Source organism: Pseudomonas sp. B21-017, from assembly GCF_024749245.1.
Lineage (GTDB): Bacteria > Pseudomonadota > Gammaproteobacteria > Pseudomonadales > Pseudomonadaceae > Aquipseudomonas.
This window is the reverse complement of sequence record NZ_CP087194.1, coordinates 440,610-459,951: the sequence shown is the minus strand read 5'-3', so window position 1 is coordinate 459,951 and position 19,342 is coordinate 440,610. Positions and strand designations below refer to the sequence as shown.

Genomic DNA, 19,342 nt, shown 5'->3' with positions numbered 1-19,342 from the left:
GACCGGACCATGCAAACTCGTGACGATATTTTCAACACCCTGCGCGATGCTCTGGTCGAACTCTTCGAGCTGGACCCCGAGCGCATCAACCTGGAATCCAACCTGTACCAGGATCTGGAAATCGACAGCATCGATGCGGTCGACCTGATCGATCACATCAAACGCCAGACCGGCAAGAAAATCGCCGCCGAAGAATTCAAATCGGTGCGTACCGTCAGCGACGTGGTCGAGGCGGTCTACCGTCTGGTTCAGCCCGCCGCATGAGCCGACTGATCGGCCTTGGCCTGCTGCTCGCAGGCCTGCTGTACCCCTTTGCGGTGTATTTCGGCATGGAGCATTTTGCCCCGTGGCAGTTCGGTCTGCTGCTGGGCAGCCTGTGGCTGGCGCGAGCACTGACCGGCGAACGGCGCCCCGGCAGCCTGTGGATGTCCACGGTCGCCATCGCGTTCTGCCTGCTGCTGGCAGCGTTCGACAGCCCGGTGCTGCTGCGCTGGTACCCGGTGCTGATCAGCGCGTTCATGCTGGTGCTGTTCGGTCTTAGCCTGAAATACGGCCCGCCGATGGTCGAACGCCTGGCCCGCCTGCGAGAACCGGATTTACCGCCCAGGGCCATTCGCTACACCCGCCAGGTGACCATTGCCTGGAGCGTGTTTTTTCTCTGCAACGGTTTGTGCGCCGCCGCCCTGACCCTTTGGGCGCCGCTGAGCTGGTGGATGTTGTACACCGGCCTGATCTCCTATGGATTGATCGGCCTGATGTTTGCCATTGAATGGCTGATACGACAACGGGTACGAGGCCACCCATGAATTGGATAAAACTTGAGCAACTGCTGCTCAAGGCTCAGCCGGAGCGTGCCGTGACGGCCGAGCCGGCGTTGAATCACGCGCAATTGTGCGACCGGGCCCTGAGCCTGGCTGCCGGCCTGCAAGCCCAGGGTGTGCAGCGCATCGCCGTGCACCTTGAAGACGCCGCCGACCTGGCCATTGCCCTGCTCGGCGCCTGGCGTGCCGGGATCAGCGTACTGCTGCCCGCCGACCTGCAAGCGCAGACGCGCCAGCGCTGGTCGACCGAGGTCGATCTGTGGCTGACCGATCAGACCGACGATGCGCACCTGAGCGATTATCGGCATCCGCCGCTACCAACCCACCCGCTGGACCTGGATCGTTGTCAGCTGAGCCTGTGCACCTCAGGCTCCAGTGGCGAACCCAAGCGCATCGACAAAACCCTGCGCCAACTGGCCAATGAAGTCGAAGCGCTGGAGCACTTGTGGGGCGCAGATCTGGGCGAAGCCTGCATCATCGGCAGCGTCGCCACCCAGCACATCTACGGTTTGCTGTTTCGGGTGCTGTGGCCGCTGTGCGCCGGGCGTTCGTTCGTGCGCAAGCAACTGGCTTTCCCGGAAGACTTGCAACGCGCCAGCCGCGAACACCCGGCCTTCGCCTGGGTCGCCAGCCCGGCATTGCTCAAGCGCATGGGCGACAACCTCGACTGGCCAGCGCTGAGCGCAGTGCGCCGAGTGTTCTCCTCCGGTGGCGCGTTACCCGCCGAAGCCTCGCAAAGCCTTTACGAACGCCTGCAACAATGGCCGACCGAGATCCTCGGCAGCTCGGAAACCGGCGGCATCGCCTGGCGTCAGGGCCAGGATCTCTGGCAGCCCTTCGCCGGCGTGGAGCTGAGCCAGGACAGCGATGGCGCCCTGCTTATCGCATCGCCATACCTGCCGGCAGGTCATATCGAACACACCGCCGATGCCGCGCGCATCGCAGCCGACGGCCGTTTCGAGCTGTTGGGGCGGCTGGACCGGATCGTCAAACTGGAAGAAAAACGTATCTCGCTACCCATGCTCGAACACGCGCTGATGGCGCACGCCTGGGTCGCCGAAGCGCGCCTGGGAGTGGTTCAGGAAAACCGCGCCTCATTGGGGGCGCTGCTGGTGCTCAGCGAGCGAGGTATGCACGCGTTGCGCAATCAGGGACGACGCAGCCTCACACAAGCGTTGCGTCAGCATCTGAGCCAGCACTGTGAAACGCTGGCCCTGCCACGACGCTGGCGCCTGTTGCGGCAGTTGCCGCTGAACGCGCAGGGCAAACTGCCCCAGGCTGAGGTTGAAGCCTTGCTGCTGGCGCCCCGCCCAAAGGCGCCGCAAGTGCTGGAGCAGGTCGAAGCCGATGGTGAGTGGAGCCTGCAACTGGCCGTCCCGCCGGACCTGGCGTATTTCAGCGGACACTTTCCCCGGGCGCCGGTATTGCCCGGCGTGGTGCAAGTGGAGTGGGCAATGAGCCTGGGCCAACAATTGATGGACCTGCCGGCAAAGTTCGCCGGCATGGAAGTGCTGAAATTCCAGCAACTGGTGCGCCCTGGCGATGAAATCCAGTTGCACCTTCGCTTCGACCCGGTGCGCGGCAAATTGTATTTCGCCTATCGCAACGAAACCGCCACCTGCTCCAGCGGGCGGATTTTGCTGGAGGCTGCCAGCGATGCATAACCCCTGCGCCATAATCCCGGTCTACAACCACGAAACCGCCATCACTGCCGTGGTCGATGCGCTGCTAGCCTGTGACCTGCCATGCATTCTGGTGGACGATGCCAGTAGCCCCGCCTGCGCCAAGGTACTCGACCAACTGGCGCAGCGCGACAGGGTTTATCTGATCCGGCTCACCATCAATCAGGGCAAGGGCGGCGCAGTGATGACCGGTCTGCGGGAGGCTTCGCGCCTGGGCTTCAGCCATGCCTTGCAGGTGGACGCCGACGGCCAGCACGACCTGCAAGACGTCAAAGTCTTCATCGAATACTCACGCAACCATCCCGAGGCGGTGATCTGCGGCTATCCGCAATACGACGCCAGCGTGCCGAAAGGTCGTTTGTACGCGCGCTACCTGACTCACGTCATGGTCTGGATCAACACCCTGTCACTGCAGATTCGCGACTCGATGTGCGGCTTCCGTGTCTATCCGTTACCGCCAACCCTGGCACTGATCGACTCGGCCAGGATCGGCAAGCGCATGGACTTCGACTCCGACATCCTGGTGCGCCTGGCCTGGCGCAATCTGCCGATGCAGTGGCTGAAAACCAGGGTCCATTACCCTCTGGATGGCGTTTCACATTTCCGTCTGTTCTACGACAACGTACTGATTACGAGCATGCACACCCGGCTGTTCTTCGGCATGTTGCTGCGAGCACCGGTGATCCTCTGGCGACGGTGGCGGGCATGAACGGCAACGCAGACAAACAGCACTGGGCCGACCGCCAGGAGCGTGGCAGTTTCTGGCTGATGAAGTTCACCGCATTCTGCGCAAAGGTCCTGGGCCGACGCCTGCTGAGCCCGCTGCTCTACGGCATCGTGCTGTACTTTTTCCTGTTCGGACGCAGCGCCCGCCAAAGCGCCTGGCAATACCAGCAGCGGCTCGCCGACTGGAGCGGGCGCAGCGAATTGCGTCCGACTCATTGGCGGGTGTTCGGCCAGTTCATGGCCTTCGCCGATTCCATGCTCGACAAACTCGACGTGTGGAACGGCAAGCTGAGCATCGAGCAGATCGAAATCATCGACCCGGCGCTGCTGCGCAATAAACTGCGCGGCACACGCGGGCAGATGCTGGTGGGCGCGCACCTGGGCAATCTCGAGGTTTGCCGGGCACTGGCCGAGATCGGCGAGAAAGTCACCATGAACGTGCTGGTGCACACCAAGCACGCCGAGCAGTTCAACCGCCTGCTGGGCGAAGCCGGGGCAACCAATCTGCGGCTGATCCAGGTCAGCGAGCTCGACCCGGTGATCATGTTGCAACTGCATGAGCGCCTGGAACGCGGCGAGTGGCTGGCAATTGCCGGCGACCGCGTGCCGCTGCATGGCGGGCGCAGCGTGACGGTGGATTTTCTCGGTCACCAGGCAGCGTTCCCGCAAGGCCCGTGGCTGCTGGCCGGTTTGCTGAAATGCCCGGTCAATCTGCTGCTGTGCCTGAAGAAGCCCACGGGCGACTATCGACTGACCCTCGAACCGTTCACCGAGGCGGTGGTGTGGAAACGCAGCGAACGCGAACAGGTCATTCATCAGTGGGCTTCGCGCTATGCCGAACGCCTGGGTCACTATTGCCTCGAAGCGCCCCAACAATGGTTCAACTTTTACCCTTTCTGGAAGACCGATGACGACGCCAACGCTTGAGCCGGTAACCTTCGGCGAACTCCCTTTGTGCATCGAAGACGTGCTGGCCCTGGCCAACCGTCAGGTGCCGACGCAGTTGCAGGGCAACCCCGAGTTTCGCCAGCGCATTGCCAAGGGTCCGCAGTTCCTTGACTCCCTGCTGGACAAGGAAGGCGTGATCTATGGCGTGACCACCGGTTATGGCGATTCCTGTGTGGTGGCGGTGCCGCTGCACCACGTCGAAGCCCTGCCTCGTCATCTGTACACATTCCACGGCTGCGGCCTGGGCAAACTGCTCGACGCCCAGGCCACCCGTGCGGTGCTGGCGGCACGTTTACAGTCGCTGTGCCAGGGTGTGTCCGGGGTACGCGTGGAGTTGCTGGAGCGCCTGCAAGCGTTCCTCGAACACGACATCCTGCCGCTGATTCCGGAAGAAGGTTCCGTGGGCGCCAGCGGTGATCTGACGCCGCTGTCCTACGTCGCCGCGACCTTGTCCGGTGAGCGCGAAGTGATGTTCCGCGGCGAACGCCGGCAAGCGGCTGATGTGCACAAGGAACTGGGTTGGCAACCGCTGGTATTGCGCCCCAAGGAAGCCCTGGCGCTGATGAACGGCACCGCCGTGATGACCGGCCTTGCGTGCCTGGCTTACGCCCGTGCCGATTACCTGCTGCAACTGGCCACGCGCATCACCGCGCTGAACGTGGTCGCTTTGCAGGGCAACCCGGAGCACTTCGACGAGCGCCTGTTCGCCGCCAAACCCCATCCAGGGCAGATGCAAGTTGCCGCGTGGCTGCGCAAGGATCTGGCGATCGACGCGCCGACCGCGCCGCTGCATCGCCTGCAAGACCGTTACTCCCTGCGTTGCGCACCACACGTGCTCGGTGTGCTGGCCGACAGTCTGAACTGGCTGCGCTCGTTCATCGAGATCGAACTCAACAGCGCCAACGACAACCCGATCATCGACGCCGAAGCCGAACGCGTGCTGCACGGCGGGCACTTCTACGGCGGCCACATTGCGTTCGCCATGGACAGCCTGAAAAACCTGGTGGCCAACGTCGCCGACTTGCTCGACCGTCAACTCGCGCTGCTGGTGGACGAACGCTACAACCATGGCTTGCCGAGCAACCTGTCCGGCGCCACCGCCGACCGTGCGATGCTCAATCACGGCTTCAAGGCCGTGCAGATCGGCACCAGCGCCTGGACCGCCGAAGCCCTGAAAAACACCATGCCGGCCAGCGTCTTCTCGCGCTCCACCGAGTGCCACAACCAGGACAAAGTCAGCATGGGCACCATCGCTGCCCGCGACGCCATCCGCGTGCTGGAGCTGACCGAACAGGTTGCCGCCGCCACGCTGCTGGCCGCCAATCAAGGCGTGTGGCTGCGCGGCCAGGCTGAAGACGCTCGTCCACTGCCACCGGCCCTGGCCGCGATGCACGAGGAATTGGCCAAGGACTTCCCGCCGGTCATCGAAGACCGTGCCCTGGAAGGCGAATTGCGCCTGTGCCTGCAACGCATCGCCGAGCAACACTGGAGGCTGCATGCGTAGCAAGGGAGTGCTTCACACCGATACGGAAATCCTCGTCCCGTTCTTTGACGTCGACACCATGAACGTGGTCTGGCACGGCCATTACGTCAAATACCTGGAAGTCGCCCGCTGTGCGCTGCTGGACAGGATCGGCCACAACTACGACGCCATGGTTGCGTCGGGTTACGCCTGGCCGGTGATCGACTTGCAGTTGCGCTATGTGCGCGGCGCCGTGTTCGGCCAGAAGTTGAATGTGCGCGCCAGCCTGGTGGAATGGGAGAACCGACTGAAGATCAATTACCTGATCAGCGATCTCGCAACCGGCGAACGTCTGACCCGCGCTGTTTCAGTGCAGGTTGCCGTCGACATGAGCAGCCGCGAAATGCAGTTGGCTTCGCCCAAGGTGTTTACCGACGCGGTTGAAAGGGTGCTGCCATGAATTCGCTTTTCAAATGCCTTGGCGCTTTAGCGTTGCTCGGGCTTTCATCGTTGGCCCAGGCCTTCGATCTCCAGCAACTGAGCGATCAACTGGCCAAACCCGATGTGATCCACGGCAACTTCATCCAGGAAAAACACCTGCGCGCCCTGCCCCAGCCGCTGACCAGCAAGGGCACCTTCGTTCTGGCGAAAAATCACGGCTTGCTCTGGCTGCTGAAAACGCCGCTGCAACAGGATTACCGCATCAGCGACAAGGGCATTGCCCGGCGGGATGCCAGCGGCTGGCAAATGCTGCCGAACAAGAGTGCCGGCGCCGAACAGAACCGTTTGTTCCTCGCCGTGCTGCAAGGCGACAGCAGTGGCCTGCAACGGGATTTCGAGCTGTCGTTGAGTGGCGATGCGCAGAACTGGAAACTGACCCTGACCCCGCGTTCGATGCTGCTCAAACAGGTGTTCAATCAGATCAACATTGACGGCGGCGAACTGGTACACAACATCGAACTGCTCGAAACCCAGGGTGACCGAACCCTGTTGCGCATGCAGGACAGCACCAGCGCCCAACCTTTGAGCGATGCGGAGCAACATGACTTTGCCGAGTGAACGGATGCTGCCGCGGCTGTTCCTGGTCCTGCTGCTGGCGGTGCTCGCACTCGCCGGTTGGCAGTGGCGCGACGGCACTCCGCTGTCGGCCAACCTGATGGAACTGGTGCCAGGCACCGCGCCGGACGCGCTGGAGTTGCGCGCCGAACAACGCATGCAAGAACCGCTGAACCGGGAAATGCTGGTGCTGGTCGGCCATAAAGACCGTCAGCAAGCCATCGCCATGGCGCAAAAACTCGGTGAACAGTGGCAAGCCAGCGGCGTGTTCGAAAAGGTCCAGTGGAACCTGCAAGCCGACTTGCCAGCGCTGCGCACGCAATTGCTGCAAGGCCGACTGGCGATGCTGTCCGCGGCCGACCGTCAGCAACTCATCGAGCATCCCGACGCCTTTATCCAGCAACGGGTACAAGCCCTGTTCGACCCCTTCACCGGGTTCAGCCTGGTGCCGAGCCAGGATGACTGGCTCGGCCTGACCGGGCGCATCCAGAACAGCCAGCCACAGCGCGGTTCGGTGCAGTTGGACATCGGCAGCGGCGTGCTGGTCGCCGATGCCGACGGCAAGAGCTGGGTGATGCTGCGGGCGCGAACCGTCGGCAACGCATTCGACATGAACCTGCCGCTGCAAGTGGCTGACCTGCTCCAGCACAGTCGCGAAGAAGCCGCCCAGGCGGATGTGCAACTGCTCGCCGCCAGCGGCCTGCTGTATGCCGCCAGCGGTCAACGGCAAGCCGCGCGCGAGATCACCTGGGTCGGTGGCGGCGCCACGATGGGGATTTTGTTGCTGCTGTTGCTGGCCTTCCGGCGTTGGCGGGTGGTGCTAGCGTTCGTCCCGGTGCTGGTGGGCATGCTGTTCGGCGCGGTGGCCTGCGTGGCACTGTTCGGTCAGATGCATGTGATGACGCTGGTGCTGGGCTCAAGCCTGATCGGCGTGGCGGTGGATTACCCACTGCATTACCTGTCGAAAAGCTGGAGCCTGAAACCCTGGCACAGCTGGCCGGCGTTGCGCCTGACCCTGCCGGGGCTGACGCTGAGCCTGATCACCAGTTGCATCGGCTACCTGGCCCTGGCCTGGACGCCGTTCCCGGCCCTGACCCAGATTGCCGTGTTCTCCGCCGCGGGCCTGCTCGGCGCTTATCTGTCGGCGGTGTGCCTGCTGCCGGCGCTGCTCAAGGGCGCGCAACTGCGTCCGGCGCAATGGCCGATGCGCATTGCCGAGTCTTTGCTGGCGCTGCGTGAATCGCTGCTCAAATACGTACGCACGCCGGTGTTGCTGGCGCTGTTGATCGCGTTCTGTGTTGGCGGTCTGTTGCAGTTGCAAACAAAAAACGACATTCGCCAATGGGTCGGCGCACCGCAGCAACTGACGGACGAAGCCCAGACCATTGCGCGCATCACCGGCTATCAACCCACCAGCCAGTTTTTCCTGGTGCGCGCGGCCAATCAGCAGGAGTTGCTCGAACGCCAGACGGCACTGAGCGAGCGCCTGGATCAGTTGGTCAACCTGGAAAAACTCCAGGGCTACCTGTCGCTCAACCAGTTGGTCAGCCCGCCGAGCGAACAGCGCAAAGTGCGTGATGCTCTGGGCAAGCTGCCGCAGTTCTGGCAACCGTTGCTCGAGCTTGGCGTGCCTGCCGACGCGCTGCAAGCCGAGTTGGTGAAGCTACAGGCGCTGCCCACCGAAGATATCGATGCGGCCCTGGCCGGCCCATTGGCCGAGCCCTACCGCACCCTGTGGCTGGGGCCGACCGATAACGGCGTGGCCGCGATGGTCAGCCTGCAAGGTTTGAACAATCCGGCGTTGTTGCGGGTCCAGGCGCTGGACTTGCCGGGTGTGCAACTGGTCGACCGCCTCGGCGACCTGAACAAGGTGTTCGCCGCAACTCAAATCAGCGCCGCTGAATTGAAACTCGCCTCCTGCGTATTGATTGTGCTGGTGCTGATCCTGCCATTCGGTCTCGGTGGCGCACTGCGAATTGTCTCCCTGCCACTACTGGCGGCCCTGTGCAGCCTGGCAAGCCTCGGCTGGCTCGGGCAGCCGCTGACGCTGTTCAGCCTGTTCGGCCTGCTGCTGGTGACAGCCATCAGCGTCGACTACGCGATCCTCATGCGCGAACAGATCGGTGGCGCCGCCGCGAGCCTGTTGGGCACCATGCTGGCAGCTGCAACCACATGGTTGTCGTTTGGCCTGCTGGCGGTGTCCAGCACACCGGCGGTGAGCAACTTCGGCCTGTCGGTGAGCCTCGGCCTAGCGTACAGCTTCATCCTGGCGCCGTGGGCCGGACGCCAAGTCCACACCGCCCCGGTTGCGGAGCCAGCAGCGTGATGGTCACGGCGTTCTGGGTCATGGCCCTGGTGTTGTTCGCCATGGCCACCCACGTCGGTCGACGTTTCGGTCTGATTCCGATCGTCAGCCAGTTGTTGCTGGCAACCTTCGGCCTGCCGCTGCTGATGTATTTCTGGATCGAACCGGGCTGGCATCTCAGCGGTGCCGACCTGATCTCGCCGGGTTGGCTGAAGAACCTCTACAGCCTGAGCTTTGCCTTGCTGCTGGGGCATATCCTCAGCGACGTGATCGACCTGCGACTGGATCGCCAGAGCCTGAAAATCGCCCTGCCGAGTTTCTGCATTCCATTTGCCTGCGGGCTGGCGACAGCGGTCTGGCTACTGCCGCCACAGCCGTGGATCAGCTCGCTGGCGGTCGGTCTGTTGTTCGCCATCACCGCGATTCCGGTGTTGTACCTGTACCTGCGACACATCAACTACCCGCCCGCTGCCACCCGGCGCCTGGTGCAGACCGCGATCCTGATCGACCTGACTTGCTGGACCCTGTTCGCGTTCGCCCAAGGCAGCCTGCACCTGAGCAGCCTCTTGCTGCCGCTGGCAGGCGCCTGTCTGCCGTTATTGCTGCGACTGCTCGGGTTGCGCCAACCGTTGCTGCACAGCGGCTGCTTCTTCGCGCTGCTGGTGGTCGCCGAGCACTTCAAGCTCAATGCGCTGATTTTCGGCATCGGTTACCTGCTGTGCATGGCCGCGCTGAAGGTGTCGCTGGTACTGCCATTGCCAACGGCGTGGATGAGTCGTTTGCAGACCTGGATCGCCATCCCGTTGATCCTCACGTTCGGCATCGTGCAGATCAACGTGCACAGCGCCCTCGACAATCTCGGTGGGGTGCAACTGGCCGCGCTCCTGTTGTTGCCGATCGCCAGCAAATTGTTGGGCAACTGGCTGGGCCTCGGCTGGGCCGGCGTCTCGTTTGAAGGTGCCAGCCGCTGGCGGGAAAGCCTTTTACTGAATATCCGCGGCTTGAGCGAGATCGTCTTTCTCAACCTGCTGCTGCAACAACAACTCATCAGCCCCGAGCTGTATTTCGCGCTGATGTTGATGGGCCTGGTCGCAACCCTGCTGCCGGCACTCGCCGGCATGCACCGAATCCCTTTGAACATCGCCGCCCCGGCAAGGAGCACCCGTGCCAACAGTTGAAATGGAACGTCGTCAGGTGGTGGTGATCGGTGCCGGTCCCTCGGGCGCCATCGCCGCCGCGCTGCTCAAGCGCAAAGGCCATGATGTGCTGATGATCGAACGCCAGCATTTCCCGCGGTTTTCCATCGGTGAAAGCCTGCTGTCCCACTGCCTGGATTTCGTCGAAGAAGCCGGCATGCTCGACGCGGTCAATGCGGCCGGTTTCCAATTGAAGAACGGTGCGGCATTCGCCTGGGGCGATCAGTACAGCACCTTCGATTTCGGTGAGACGTTCAGCAACGGCAAGCCGACGACCTTCCAGGTCCAGCGCGCCGACTTTGACAAACTGCTGGCCGATCAGGCTGAACTGCAGGGAGTCGACGTCCGTTACGGCGAAGCCATCGTCAGCGTTGATTTCAGCTTGGCGAAACCGCAGCTCGATGTGCTTCGCGAAGATGGCAGCCAATACCGCGTCGAGGCCGATTTCGTGCTCGATGCCAGCGGCTACGGTCGCGTACTGCCACGCTTGCTGGACCTTGAGGCACCGTCGAACTTTCCGGTGCGCCAGGCGGTGTTCACCCACGTCGAAGACTGTATCGACAGCCCGGCTTTCGAACGGGAAAAAATCCTCATTACCACCCATCCGACCCAGCGCGACATCTGGTTCTGGACCATCCCGTTCAGCAACGGTCGCTGCTCGGTGGGCGTCGTGGCAGCCGCCGAACACTTCGCAGGCCGCACCGAGAATCTGGACGACTGCCTGCGCGGCTTCATCGCCGAAACGCCAAGCCTGGCAGGGGTGCTGAACAACTCCGTATGGGATACCCCTGCGCGGACCATCGGCGGCTACTCGGCCAACGTCAAAACCCTGCATGGCCCTGGCTTCGCCTTGTTGGGCAATGCCGCGGAATTTCTCGACCCGGTGTTCTCCTCCGGCGTGACCATTGCCATGCGTTCGGCGAGCATGGCCGCCGGGGTGTTGCACCGCCAACTGCAAGGTGAAAGCGTCGACTGGCAGACCGAATTCGCCGAACCGCTCAAGCGCGGCGTCGACACCTTCCGTTGCTACGTCGAAGGCTGGTACGCAGGGACTTTTCAGGATGTGATTTTCTATCAGGGCGGTACAGAGGATATTCGCCGCATGATCAGCTCGATCCTCGCGGGTTATGCCTGGGATGAACGCAACCCGTTCGTCAGCGAAGCCAAACGCCGACTGCGGATGATCTCGGACCTGTGCGCAAGGGACGCGACATGAGTTATTTGAGCGACAACTACGTCGAAGAAACCCGTTTCGGCTTCTGGTTCCTGCGCAGCCACACCTGGCAGCACCATGTATTGCGAGTGGCGATCAACGATTTGCGCAGCCTGTTCAGCGAGCCATTGCCCAACAAACCGGTCTTGCTCGATGCCGGTTGCGGCCAGGGCAAGTCGTTCCAGTACCTGCGTCAGACCTTCGCGCCCAAGCATCTGATCGGGCTGGATGCCGACCCTCACAGCCTGAACCTGAGCGGCGAAGAAGCGGCCCGCCAGGGCATGGAGGTAGAGCTGATCGGCAGTGACTGCGCGAGCATTAAAGTGCCGGACGCCAGTGTCGATCTGCTGTTCTGTCACCAGACTTTCCATCATCTTGTCGATCAGGATCAGGCCCTGGCCGAGTTCTATCGGGTGCTCAAGCCGGGCGGTTATCTGCTGTTCGCCGAGTCCACCGAGGCTTACATTGATACGTGGGTGATTCGCTGGTTGTTCCGCCACCCGATGCACGTGCAAAAGAGCGCCGCCGGCTACCTGGAGATGATTCGTCGGCAGGGTTTTGAATTCGGCCCGAAAAACGTGTCTTACCCTTACTTGTGGTGGAGTCGCGCCAAGGATTTCGGCCTGCTCGAACGCTTCGGCTTGCGCCAGCCAAAACCCTTTGGCCAACGGGAAGAAACCCTGGTCAATGTGGTCGCGCGCAAGCCCCTTGAAGAGAGTGTCTGATGATCCGTTTCCTGCTTCTGGGTTGTGTCCTGCTACTGAGCGCCTGTGCCAGCCAGACGCCGCTGCCCGAGCGAACCCCGAACCTGGCGTTGCCACTGCAACTGCATATCGAACGGCAGATGGCCGAGCAGCGTCAGGACTGGCTCCTGGTGATCCAGCGTGAAGGCCCGGGCATTCGCTGGTCGATGATGGACCCGTTGGGGATTCCCGTGGCACGACAGAAACTGATCGATGGCCAATGGCAAGCCGACGGTCTGCTACCACCCAATCCGGAAGCCCGGGAGCTGTTCGCCGCCCTGTTGTTTGCATTGACCCCCGAAGGCGAGTTGCACGGCAACTATCCCGCCGCCCGGCAGCATGACGGGCAACGGTCATTGTCAGCGCGCTGGAATATCCGCTATTCACAACCAAGTCTTTCGCAACCACCGAGCTTTGAATTGAACGTGTCCCAAGGCCCGCATTATCGCGTCACCCCGTTAGGCGAAAACACGCCATGACCGCTTACCTGAATGCCCTCGGGGTAATCTGCGCCCTCGGCCGCGACAAGCAGGAAGTCGCCCGCAACCTGTTTGCCGGCGATTGCTCGGGCATACGCAACGAGGCCGGCTGGGTCGCGGAGCGCTCGTTGCCAGTGGCGGCGGTGCGTGGTGAGCTGGCACCGATTCCGGCTGAGCTGGCTCATCAAAGCAGTCGCAACAATCAATTGCTGCTGGAGGCCGCGCTGCAAATTCGCCAAGACATTGAGCAGGCGATCCAGACCTACGGCCGCGACCGTATCGGCGTCATTCTGGGCACCAGCACCTCAGGCATCGACGAAGCCAGCCGCGGCCTGGCCCATTACATCCGCGAACATCACTTCCCGGCCGATTATGACTATCAGCAGCAAGAGCTCGGCGCACCGGCGACGTTTCTCGCCGACTGGCTGCAATTGAGCGGCCCGGCCTATGTGATATCCACCGCCTGCACCTCCAGCGCCCGCGCGCTGATGAGTGCCCAACGACTGCTCGACCTGGGCATGTGCGACGCCGTGTTGTGCGGTGGTGTCGACAGCTTGTGCAAGCTGACCCTCAACGGTTTCTCTGCCCTGGAAGCGGTGTCCGAGCAACGCTGCAACCCGTTTTCGGCGAACCGCAACGGCATCAATATCGGCGAAGCCGCGGTGCTGTTCCTGATGAGCAAAACCGCCGGCAGCAGCCAACCGATTGCTTTGCTCGGCAGTGGCGCCAGCTCCGATGCACACCATATTTCCGCGCCGGAACCCACCGGCCGTGGCGCCCGGCAAGCCATGCACAAAGCCTTGAGCCGCGCAGGCCTGCAACCCCAACAGATCAGCTATCTGAACCTGCACGGCACCGCCACCCAACACAATGACGCCATGGAAAGCCTGGCTGTGACGGCGCTGTTTCCACAAGGCGTGCCTTGCTCATCGACCAAACCGATGACCGGCCATACCCTCGGCGCCGCTGGTGCCCTGGAAGCGGCGTTCTGCTGGTTGAGCCTGAGCGCGGATAACCACGAGCATGCCCTGCCGCCCCATGTCTGGGACGGGCAGCCCGACCCCGAGTTGCCGGCGTTGCATTGGGTGACCCCGACCGACCACCTGACGTCCATTGCACCCCGCTACCTGATGAGTAATTCCTTTGCCTTTGGTGGCAATAACGTCAGCCTGATTATCGGAGACGCCTCATGATTACCTGGCCGCTCGCCGAATTGCTGCCGCACGCCGGCGACATGATCCTCATCGATCAGATCCTGTCGTTCGACGACGAGCAGATCTATACCCGACTCACCGTCAAACCCGGCGGCCTGTTCAATCGCCCCGACGGCAGTCTGCCGGCCTGGGTCGGCATCGAGCTGATGGCCCAGAGCGTCGCCGCTTATGCCGGTTGCCATGCGCGCCAGAAAGGCAATGCGGTGGAACTGGGCTTCCTGCTCGGCAGCCGCAAATTCGAATGCAACGTGGAACACTTCCCCGCCGGCACCGAGCTGACTATCCACGGGATACGCTCGCTGGAAGACGATAACGGCATGGGCGTATTCGAATGCCACATCACCGCCCCCGGCATCCACGCGACCGCTCGGCTGAACGTGTTCCGCCCGCCTCAAGCCGCTCAATATCTGCATGAATCCCAAGGAGTCGAGTGATGACTGAATCCGTACTGGTCACCGGCTCCAGCCGTGGTATTGGCCGCGCCATCGCATTGCGTCTGGCCAGGGCCGGGCATGACATCGTGCTGCACTGCCGCAGCGGCTTGGCGGACGCCGAAGCCGTCAAAGCCGAAGTGGAAACCTTGGGCCGCAACGCGCGCATCCTGCAATTCGACGTCAGCAACCGCGCCAGCTGCAAAGCGATCCTTGAAGCCGATGTCGAAGCCCATGGCGCCTATTACGGCGTGGTGCTCAACGCCGGCCTGACCCGCGACGGTGCTTTTCCGGCCCTGAGCGAGGAGGATTGGGATGTGGTGATGCGCACCAACCTCGACGGTTTCTACAACGTGCTGCACCCGGTGATGATGCCGATGATCCGTCGTCGCGCCGCCGGGCGGATTGTCTGCATTACTTCGGTGTCCGGGCTGATCGGCAATCGCGGGCAGGTCAATTACAGCGCGTCCAAGGCCGGTCTGATCGGCGCGGCCAAGGCATTGGCGATTGAGCTGGGCAAGCGCAAAATCACGGTTAACTGTGTCGCACCCGGCCTGATCGACACGGCGATGCTCGATGAAAACGTGCCGGTGGAAGAACTGATGAAAATGATCCCCGCACAACGCATGGGCACCCCGGAAGAGGTGGCCAGCGCAGTGAATTTCCTGATGTCGGCGGAAGCTTCGTACATCACCCGGCAGGTTCTGGCCGTCAACGGAGGCCTGTGCTGATGAAGCGCGTCGTCGTCACCGGCATGGCCGGCATCACCTCACTGGGCAGCGACTGGGACACCATCGCCGCCAACTTCGCCGCCAACCGCAGCGGCATTCGTCGCATGCACGAGTGGGATCGCTTTACCGAACTCAATACCCGCCTGGCCGGGCCGATAGACGACTTCGAGGTGCCCGGCCACTGGACGCGCAAGCAACTGCGCAGCATGGGCCGGGTATCGCGGCTAGCGGTCGGCGCTGCAGAACAGGCCCTGGCGGACGCCGGGCTGTTGGGTGATGAGTCGATCAAGGACGGGCGCATGGGCGTGTCCTGCGGCTCGTCCACCGGCAGCACCGACGAGATCAAGGCGTTCGGCAAAATGTTGCTCAACTCGGTGGCCGAAGGCCTGAACGCCAACTCCTACGTGCGGATGATGCCGCACACCACGGCAGCGAATATCAGCATCTTCTTCGGCCTCACCGGCCGACTGATCCCGACCTCCAGTGCCTGCACCAGCGGTAGCCAGGGCATCGGTTACGCCTACGAGTCGATCAAGTTCGGCCGCCTGCCGCTGATGCTCGCCGGCGGCGCCGAAGAGCTGTGCCCGACCGAGGCCATGGTGTTCGATGCGCTCTACGCCACCAGCCTGAAAAACGATGCCCCGCAAACCAGCCCGCGCCCTTACGACAGCGGCCGCGATGGCCTGGTCATCGGTGAGGGCGGCGGCATGCTGGTACTCGAAGAACTCGAACACGCCCTGGCACGTGGCGCCCGCATCCACGCCGAGATCGTCGGTTTCGGCAGCAACGCCGACGGCCAGCATGCCACCCGCCCCGAGCTGATCACCATGCGCCGGGCCATGGAGCTGGCTTTGGAAGACGCCGGGCTCGACCCAAGCGCCATCGGTTATGTAAATGGTCACGGTACGGCGACAGAACAGGGCGACATTGCCGAAACACTGGCGACCAACAGTTTGTTCGGCGAACACATGCCGATCAGCTCGCAGAAGAGCTTCCTCGGCCACACCCTGGGAGCCTGCGGCGCGCTGGAGTCCTGGTTCAGCATCGAAATGATGAACCGCGACCTGTACGTGCACACCTTCAACCTCGACGAGGTCGATCCGCAGTGCGGCAAGCTCGATTACCTGCGCGGCGAATTCCGGCAGATGAGCAACCAGTATGTGATGAACAACAACTTCGCTTTTGGTGGGGTCAACACCTCGTTGATCTTCCGCCGCTGGTCGTAAACGAAATACCAGGGTCAAGGAGACCAGCATGCCGGCGCCAACGCCGTGACCAACCTCGTCAGCTTCTACAAGAGCAATGAGCGCAAGGATGCCAAGACCTATGAGTGCCACGCTGGGGCGATCATGGCCGGGGTTGCGTTGAAGGGGGATTTGGCGAAGGTTCAGCAACAACACTTGAGGTGAAGGGGCTTGCCCCCACGCTCAGCGCAGGGGCCGCCCAGACACTTACTGCGCTTGAATCAACTTGCTTTCAGCGACACCAGCACGGCCTGTCTTGTCGTCGACGACTTGCAGGTTGTTACGCGCCTTGATGAAACCCACTTTCACTTCCTGCCAGACAAAGTAGTTTTTGCCCGCTTCTGCGGTGAGTTTCAGTTCCGAGTCGTTTTCCGCCGAAGACACCAGCGTCTGCTGGCCAGCCGGGACGGCCAACATCAGATAGGACTTGGCGACTGTCTGCCCTACAGGCTTGCCATTGAGGGTCACCGGCATTTTCACCCCGGCGCCCATGCTCTCGTTGCGATAAACGTAGATATTGGCTTTGTCGGGGCTCACTTGGAAAGTCTTCGCTTGAGCGTCCTGGGTCTCATCGGCCATTTTTACCGAAGCACAACCACCGGTCAGAGCAAACAATGCCAGCAATGCGGTGAACGTTAACTGCTTGAACATCCTGTATCTCCCTAGTTTGTGATGAGTCCAATGACGGTATCGGCCGATACGTTAAAAGACCTAGGGCTGCACCCAATAAAAACCTTGTAGCGCTATGGCATCAGCTTACGCGTCAACAACTCCACAAACGCCTTGGCCATCGGCGACTTCTGATCCTTGCGCTGCACCAGCCACACCGCCGAAATCGCCTCTGGATCGAGCAATGGCCGATACACCACGCCATCAATGCGCATCCGCTGATAAGACGCCGGCAACACCGATACCCCCAAACCCGCCGCCACCAGCCCGATGATGGTCATCGCCTCGCCCGCCTCCTGGGCAAAGTGCGGGCTGAAGCCGGCGTCCCGCGCCAGGCTGAGCAGTTGTGCGTACAGACCGCTGCCATAGCTGCGCGGGAAAAATACGAACGGCTCGAGGGCCAGAGCGGACAGGAACAGACCTTCTTCGCTGCCATCCACCAGCGGATGCTTGGAGCTGAGCACCGCCACCAATGGCTCACGCATCAGTTCCACCACGCTGAGGGAGTCCGGCAAGCCCAACGGTCGCATGATGCCGACCTCGATCGACTCGTCCACCAGCGCATCGGCCACTTGGGTGCTGCTCATTTCCCGCAGGTTCAGGTGCACCGCCGGGAAGCGCTGGCGAAATGAGAAAATCGCCTGGGGAATGGTCGAGTTGAACGGCGCCGACGAGGTGAAGCCGATCTTCAGTTCACCCAATTCACCAAGTTGTGCCCGCCGAGCCACATCCGCCGCTTTGTCGACCTGCGCCAGCGCCAGCCGCGCCTCTTCCAGAAACAGCCGACCGGCCTCACTCAGCTCGACCCGACGATTGGTCCGCTCGAACAGACGCGCCCCCACTTCCTGTTCCAGCGCCTGAATCTGCTGGCTCAGCGGCGGCTGCGAGATGCCCAGCACTTGGGCGGCGCGGCCGAAATGCAGTTCTTCGGCGACGGCAATGAAGTAGCGCAGGTGACGCAATTCCATGAAAACTCCATTAGGTCGTTAAACCTATCAAACAGGTCGAACAATATATTGGATAGAAACATTAGCCAGCTATATGATTTTTTCATTGCCTGACCGGCTGCGTCCTCCGAGGTCCGAAGTGAAAACTGCTGTCGCCCCACTCGCCCATGAAATCCCGCCCGCCGCGCTGAATGATGTCGTCGCTGAACACAACGAGATCTACATCGAGAAAGGCACACCGATGTTTATGCGCACGGTGCTGGCGCTGTTCTCCGGAGGCTTCGCGACCTTTGCCCTGCTCTACTGCGTACAGCCGATGATGCCGCTGCTGTCCCGCGAGTTTTCCATCAATGCGGCCCAGAGCAGCCTGATCCTGTCGGTCGCCACCGGCCTTCTCGCCATCGGCTTGCTGATCACCGGCCCCATCTCCGATCGCATCGGGCGTAAACCGGTGATGGTCGCCGCACTGTTCGCCGCCGCACTGTGCACCATGGCCAGTGCGATGATGCCGAGCTGGCAAGGCGTGCTGGTGATGCGGGCGCTGGTCGGGCTGTCGTTGAGCGGTCTGGCGGCGGTGGCGATGACTTACCTGAGCGAAGAGATCCACCCGCAGCACATTGGCCTGGCCATGGGCTTGTACATCGGTGGCAATGCCATCGGCGGCATGTGTGGACGCTTGATCGTCGGGGTGCTGATCGACTTCGTCAGCTGGCACACGGCAATGCTGGTCATCGGCGGCCTGGCGCTGATTGCCGCCGCGGTGTTCTGGAAAATCCTCCCCGAATCGCGCAACTTCCGCGCCCGCTCGCTGCACCCGCGTAGCCTGCTCGACGGCTTCACCATGCACTTTCGCGACGCCGGCCTGCCGCTGCTGTTTGTCGAAGCGTTCGTGCTGATGGGCGCGTTCGTTACCCTGTTCAACTACATCGGCTATCGCCTGCTGGCCGAGCCGTATCACATGGACCAGGCCTTCGTCGGGCTACTCTCGGTGGTGTACCTGTCGGGCATCTACAGCTCGGCGAAAATCGGCGCCCTGGCCGACCAGCTCGGCCGGCGCAAAGTGCTCTGGGCAACCATTGTGGTGATGCTCGCGGGCCTTGCGTTGACGATGTTTACGCCCCTGCCAGTAGTGATCTTCGGCATGCTGGTCTTCACCTTCGGCTTCTTCGGCGCGCATTCGGTGGCCAGCAGCTGGATCGGTCGTCGCGCGACCAAGGCCAAGGGGCAGGCGACGTCGTTGTACCTGTTCAGCTATTACGCCGGGTCGAGTATCGCGGGTACGGCGGGCGGTATGGCCTGGCATCTGGGTGGCTGGAACGGGATCGGGCTGTTCATCAGCGGATTGCTGGTGATTGCGCTGTTGGTGGCGTTGAAATTGGCGAAGTTGCCGCCGTTGGAGAATTTGAAAGCTTAAGGCTGCGATCTTTTTGATTTTGATGCAAAAACGCCCGGCAAATGCCGGGCGTTTTTTATCG

20 protein-coding genes and 1 pseudogene are annotated in these 19,342 nt (G+C 62.1%); 19 read left to right on the top strand and 2 right to left on the bottom strand.

Features of this window, described 5'->3' with window-relative positions; genetic code table 11:
* The first annotated feature begins 9 nt into the window (after positions 1–9).
* The 18 genes and pseudogenes from LOY28_RS02075 to LOY28_RS01990 all read left to right on the top strand — a co-directional run.
* Positions 10–264 (top strand): acyl carrier protein, encoded by a 255-nt coding sequence (locus LOY28_RS02075; RefSeq protein ID WP_111453912.1) that lies wholly within the window; start codon positions 10–12, stop codon positions 262–264.
* Positions 261–806, top strand: coding sequence for a membrane protein (locus LOY28_RS02070; protein ID WP_018928589.1), 546 nt, complete (start codon positions 261–263; stop codon positions 804–806). Before LOY28_RS02075 ends, LOY28_RS02070 begins: the two co-directional genes overlap by 4 nt.
* Entirely contained in the window at positions 803–2,485 is a 1,683-nt protein-coding gene (locus LOY28_RS02065) for an acyl-CoA synthetase family protein (protein WP_258612990.1), read from the top strand. The genes LOY28_RS02070 and LOY28_RS02065 overlap by 4 nt, the downstream gene beginning before the upstream one ends.
* Positions 2,478–3,212 (top strand): glycosyltransferase family 2 protein, encoded by a 735-nt coding sequence (locus LOY28_RS02060; protein ID WP_018928591.1) that lies wholly within the window; start codon positions 2,478–2,480, stop codon positions 3,210–3,212. Before LOY28_RS02065 ends, LOY28_RS02060 begins: the two co-directional genes overlap by 8 nt.
* A complete protein-coding gene (locus LOY28_RS02055) occupies positions 3,209–4,156 on the top strand; it encodes a glycosyl transferase (RefSeq protein WP_018928592.1) in 948 nt (315 codons plus the stop codon). Before LOY28_RS02060 ends, LOY28_RS02055 begins: the two co-directional genes overlap by 4 nt.
* Complete coding sequence (gene hutH, locus LOY28_RS02050; RefSeq protein WP_018928593.1) at positions 4,137–5,681, top strand: histidine ammonia-lyase; 1,545 nt, start codon at positions 4,137–4,139, stop codon at positions 5,679–5,681. Before LOY28_RS02055 ends, hutH begins: the two co-directional genes overlap by 20 nt.
* Positions 5,674–6,099, top strand: coding sequence for a thioesterase family protein (locus tag LOY28_RS02045; RefSeq protein ID WP_018928594.1), 426 nt, complete (start codon positions 5,674–5,676; stop codon positions 6,097–6,099). The genes hutH and LOY28_RS02045 overlap by 8 nt, the downstream gene beginning before the upstream one ends.
* On the top strand, positions 6,096–6,698 hold the full coding sequence (locus tag LOY28_RS02040) for an outer membrane lipoprotein carrier protein LolA (RefSeq protein WP_258612989.1): 603 nt from the start codon (positions 6,096–6,098) through the stop codon (positions 6,696–6,698). Before LOY28_RS02045 ends, LOY28_RS02040 begins: the two co-directional genes overlap by 4 nt.
* Positions 6,682–9,021, top strand: coding sequence for an MMPL family transporter (locus tag LOY28_RS02035; RefSeq protein WP_018928596.1), 2,340 nt, complete (start codon positions 6,682–6,684; stop codon positions 9,019–9,021). The genes LOY28_RS02040 and LOY28_RS02035 overlap by 17 nt, the downstream gene beginning before the upstream one ends.
* The gene (locus LOY28_RS02030; RefSeq protein ID WP_258614405.1) at positions 9,021–10,178 is read left to right on the top strand and encodes a sodium:proton antiporter; all 1,158 of its coding nucleotides are present in this window, start codon (positions 9,021–9,023) and stop codon (positions 10,176–10,178) included. The genes LOY28_RS02035 and LOY28_RS02030 overlap by 1 nt, the downstream gene beginning before the upstream one ends.
* On the top strand, positions 10,165–11,412 hold the full coding sequence (locus LOY28_RS02025; protein WP_258612988.1) for an NAD(P)/FAD-dependent oxidoreductase: 1,248 nt from the start codon (positions 10,165–10,167) through the stop codon (positions 11,410–11,412). Before LOY28_RS02030 ends, LOY28_RS02025 begins: the two co-directional genes overlap by 14 nt.
* Positions 11,409–12,134, top strand: a complete 726-nt coding sequence (locus tag LOY28_RS02020) for a class I SAM-dependent methyltransferase (protein WP_018928599.1) — start codon at positions 11,409–11,411, stop codon at positions 12,132–12,134. The genes LOY28_RS02025 and LOY28_RS02020 overlap by 4 nt, the downstream gene beginning before the upstream one ends.
* Entirely contained in the window at positions 12,134–12,631 is a 498-nt protein-coding gene (locus LOY28_RS02015) for a DUF3261 domain-containing protein (protein ID WP_018928600.1), read from the top strand. The genes LOY28_RS02020 and LOY28_RS02015 overlap by 1 nt, the downstream gene beginning before the upstream one ends.
* Positions 12,628–13,824 carry a beta-ketoacyl-[acyl-carrier-protein] synthase family protein gene (locus LOY28_RS02010; protein ID WP_064615935.1) on the top strand — a complete coding sequence of 399 codons (1,197 nt, stop codon included), beginning with the start codon at positions 12,628–12,630 and terminating at the stop codon, positions 13,822–13,824. Before LOY28_RS02015 ends, LOY28_RS02010 begins: the two co-directional genes overlap by 4 nt.
* Positions 13,821–14,279 (top strand): hotdog family protein, encoded by a 459-nt coding sequence (locus LOY28_RS02005; RefSeq protein ID WP_018928602.1) that lies wholly within the window; start codon positions 13,821–13,823, stop codon positions 14,277–14,279. Before LOY28_RS02010 ends, LOY28_RS02005 begins: the two co-directional genes overlap by 4 nt.
* Positions 14,279–15,007 (top strand): 3-oxoacyl-ACP reductase FabG, encoded by a 729-nt coding sequence (fabG, locus tag LOY28_RS02000; protein ID WP_018928603.1) that lies wholly within the window; start codon positions 14,279–14,281, stop codon positions 15,005–15,007. Before LOY28_RS02005 ends, fabG begins: the two co-directional genes overlap by 1 nt.
* Entirely contained in the window at positions 15,007–16,233 is a 1,227-nt protein-coding gene (locus LOY28_RS01995; protein WP_018928604.1) for a beta-ketoacyl-ACP synthase, read from the top strand. Before fabG ends, LOY28_RS01995 begins: the two co-directional genes overlap by 1 nt.
* A 15-nt stretch (positions 16,234–16,248) precedes the next feature.
* A pseudogene (locus LOY28_RS01990) lies at positions 16,249–16,416 on the top strand (excinuclease); the annotation flags it as partial.
* Positions 16,417–16,458: 42 nt separating this feature from the next.
* Here the strand turns inward: LOY28_RS01990 and LOY28_RS01985 are convergent.
* Together LOY28_RS01985 and LOY28_RS01980 are read right to left on the bottom strand one after the other, a co-directional pair.
* A complete protein-coding gene (locus LOY28_RS01985) occupies positions 16,459–16,902 on the bottom strand; it encodes a DUF2846 domain-containing protein (RefSeq protein WP_018928606.1) in 444 nt (147 codons plus the stop codon).
* A 92-nt stretch (positions 16,903–16,994) separates the two neighbouring features.
* A complete protein-coding gene (locus LOY28_RS01980; RefSeq protein ID WP_018928607.1) occupies positions 16,995–17,888 on the bottom strand; it encodes a LysR family transcriptional regulator in 894 nt (297 codons plus the stop codon).
* Positions 17,889–18,006: 118 nt separating this feature from the next.
* Between LOY28_RS01980 and LOY28_RS01975 the strand changes: the two genes are divergently transcribed.
* Positions 18,007–19,281: an MFS transporter gene (locus LOY28_RS01975; protein ID WP_018928608.1), complete on the top strand. Its 1,275-nt coding sequence runs from the start codon at positions 18,007–18,009 to the stop codon at positions 19,279–19,281.
* The last annotated feature ends 61 nt before the right edge of the window (positions 19,282–19,342 follow it).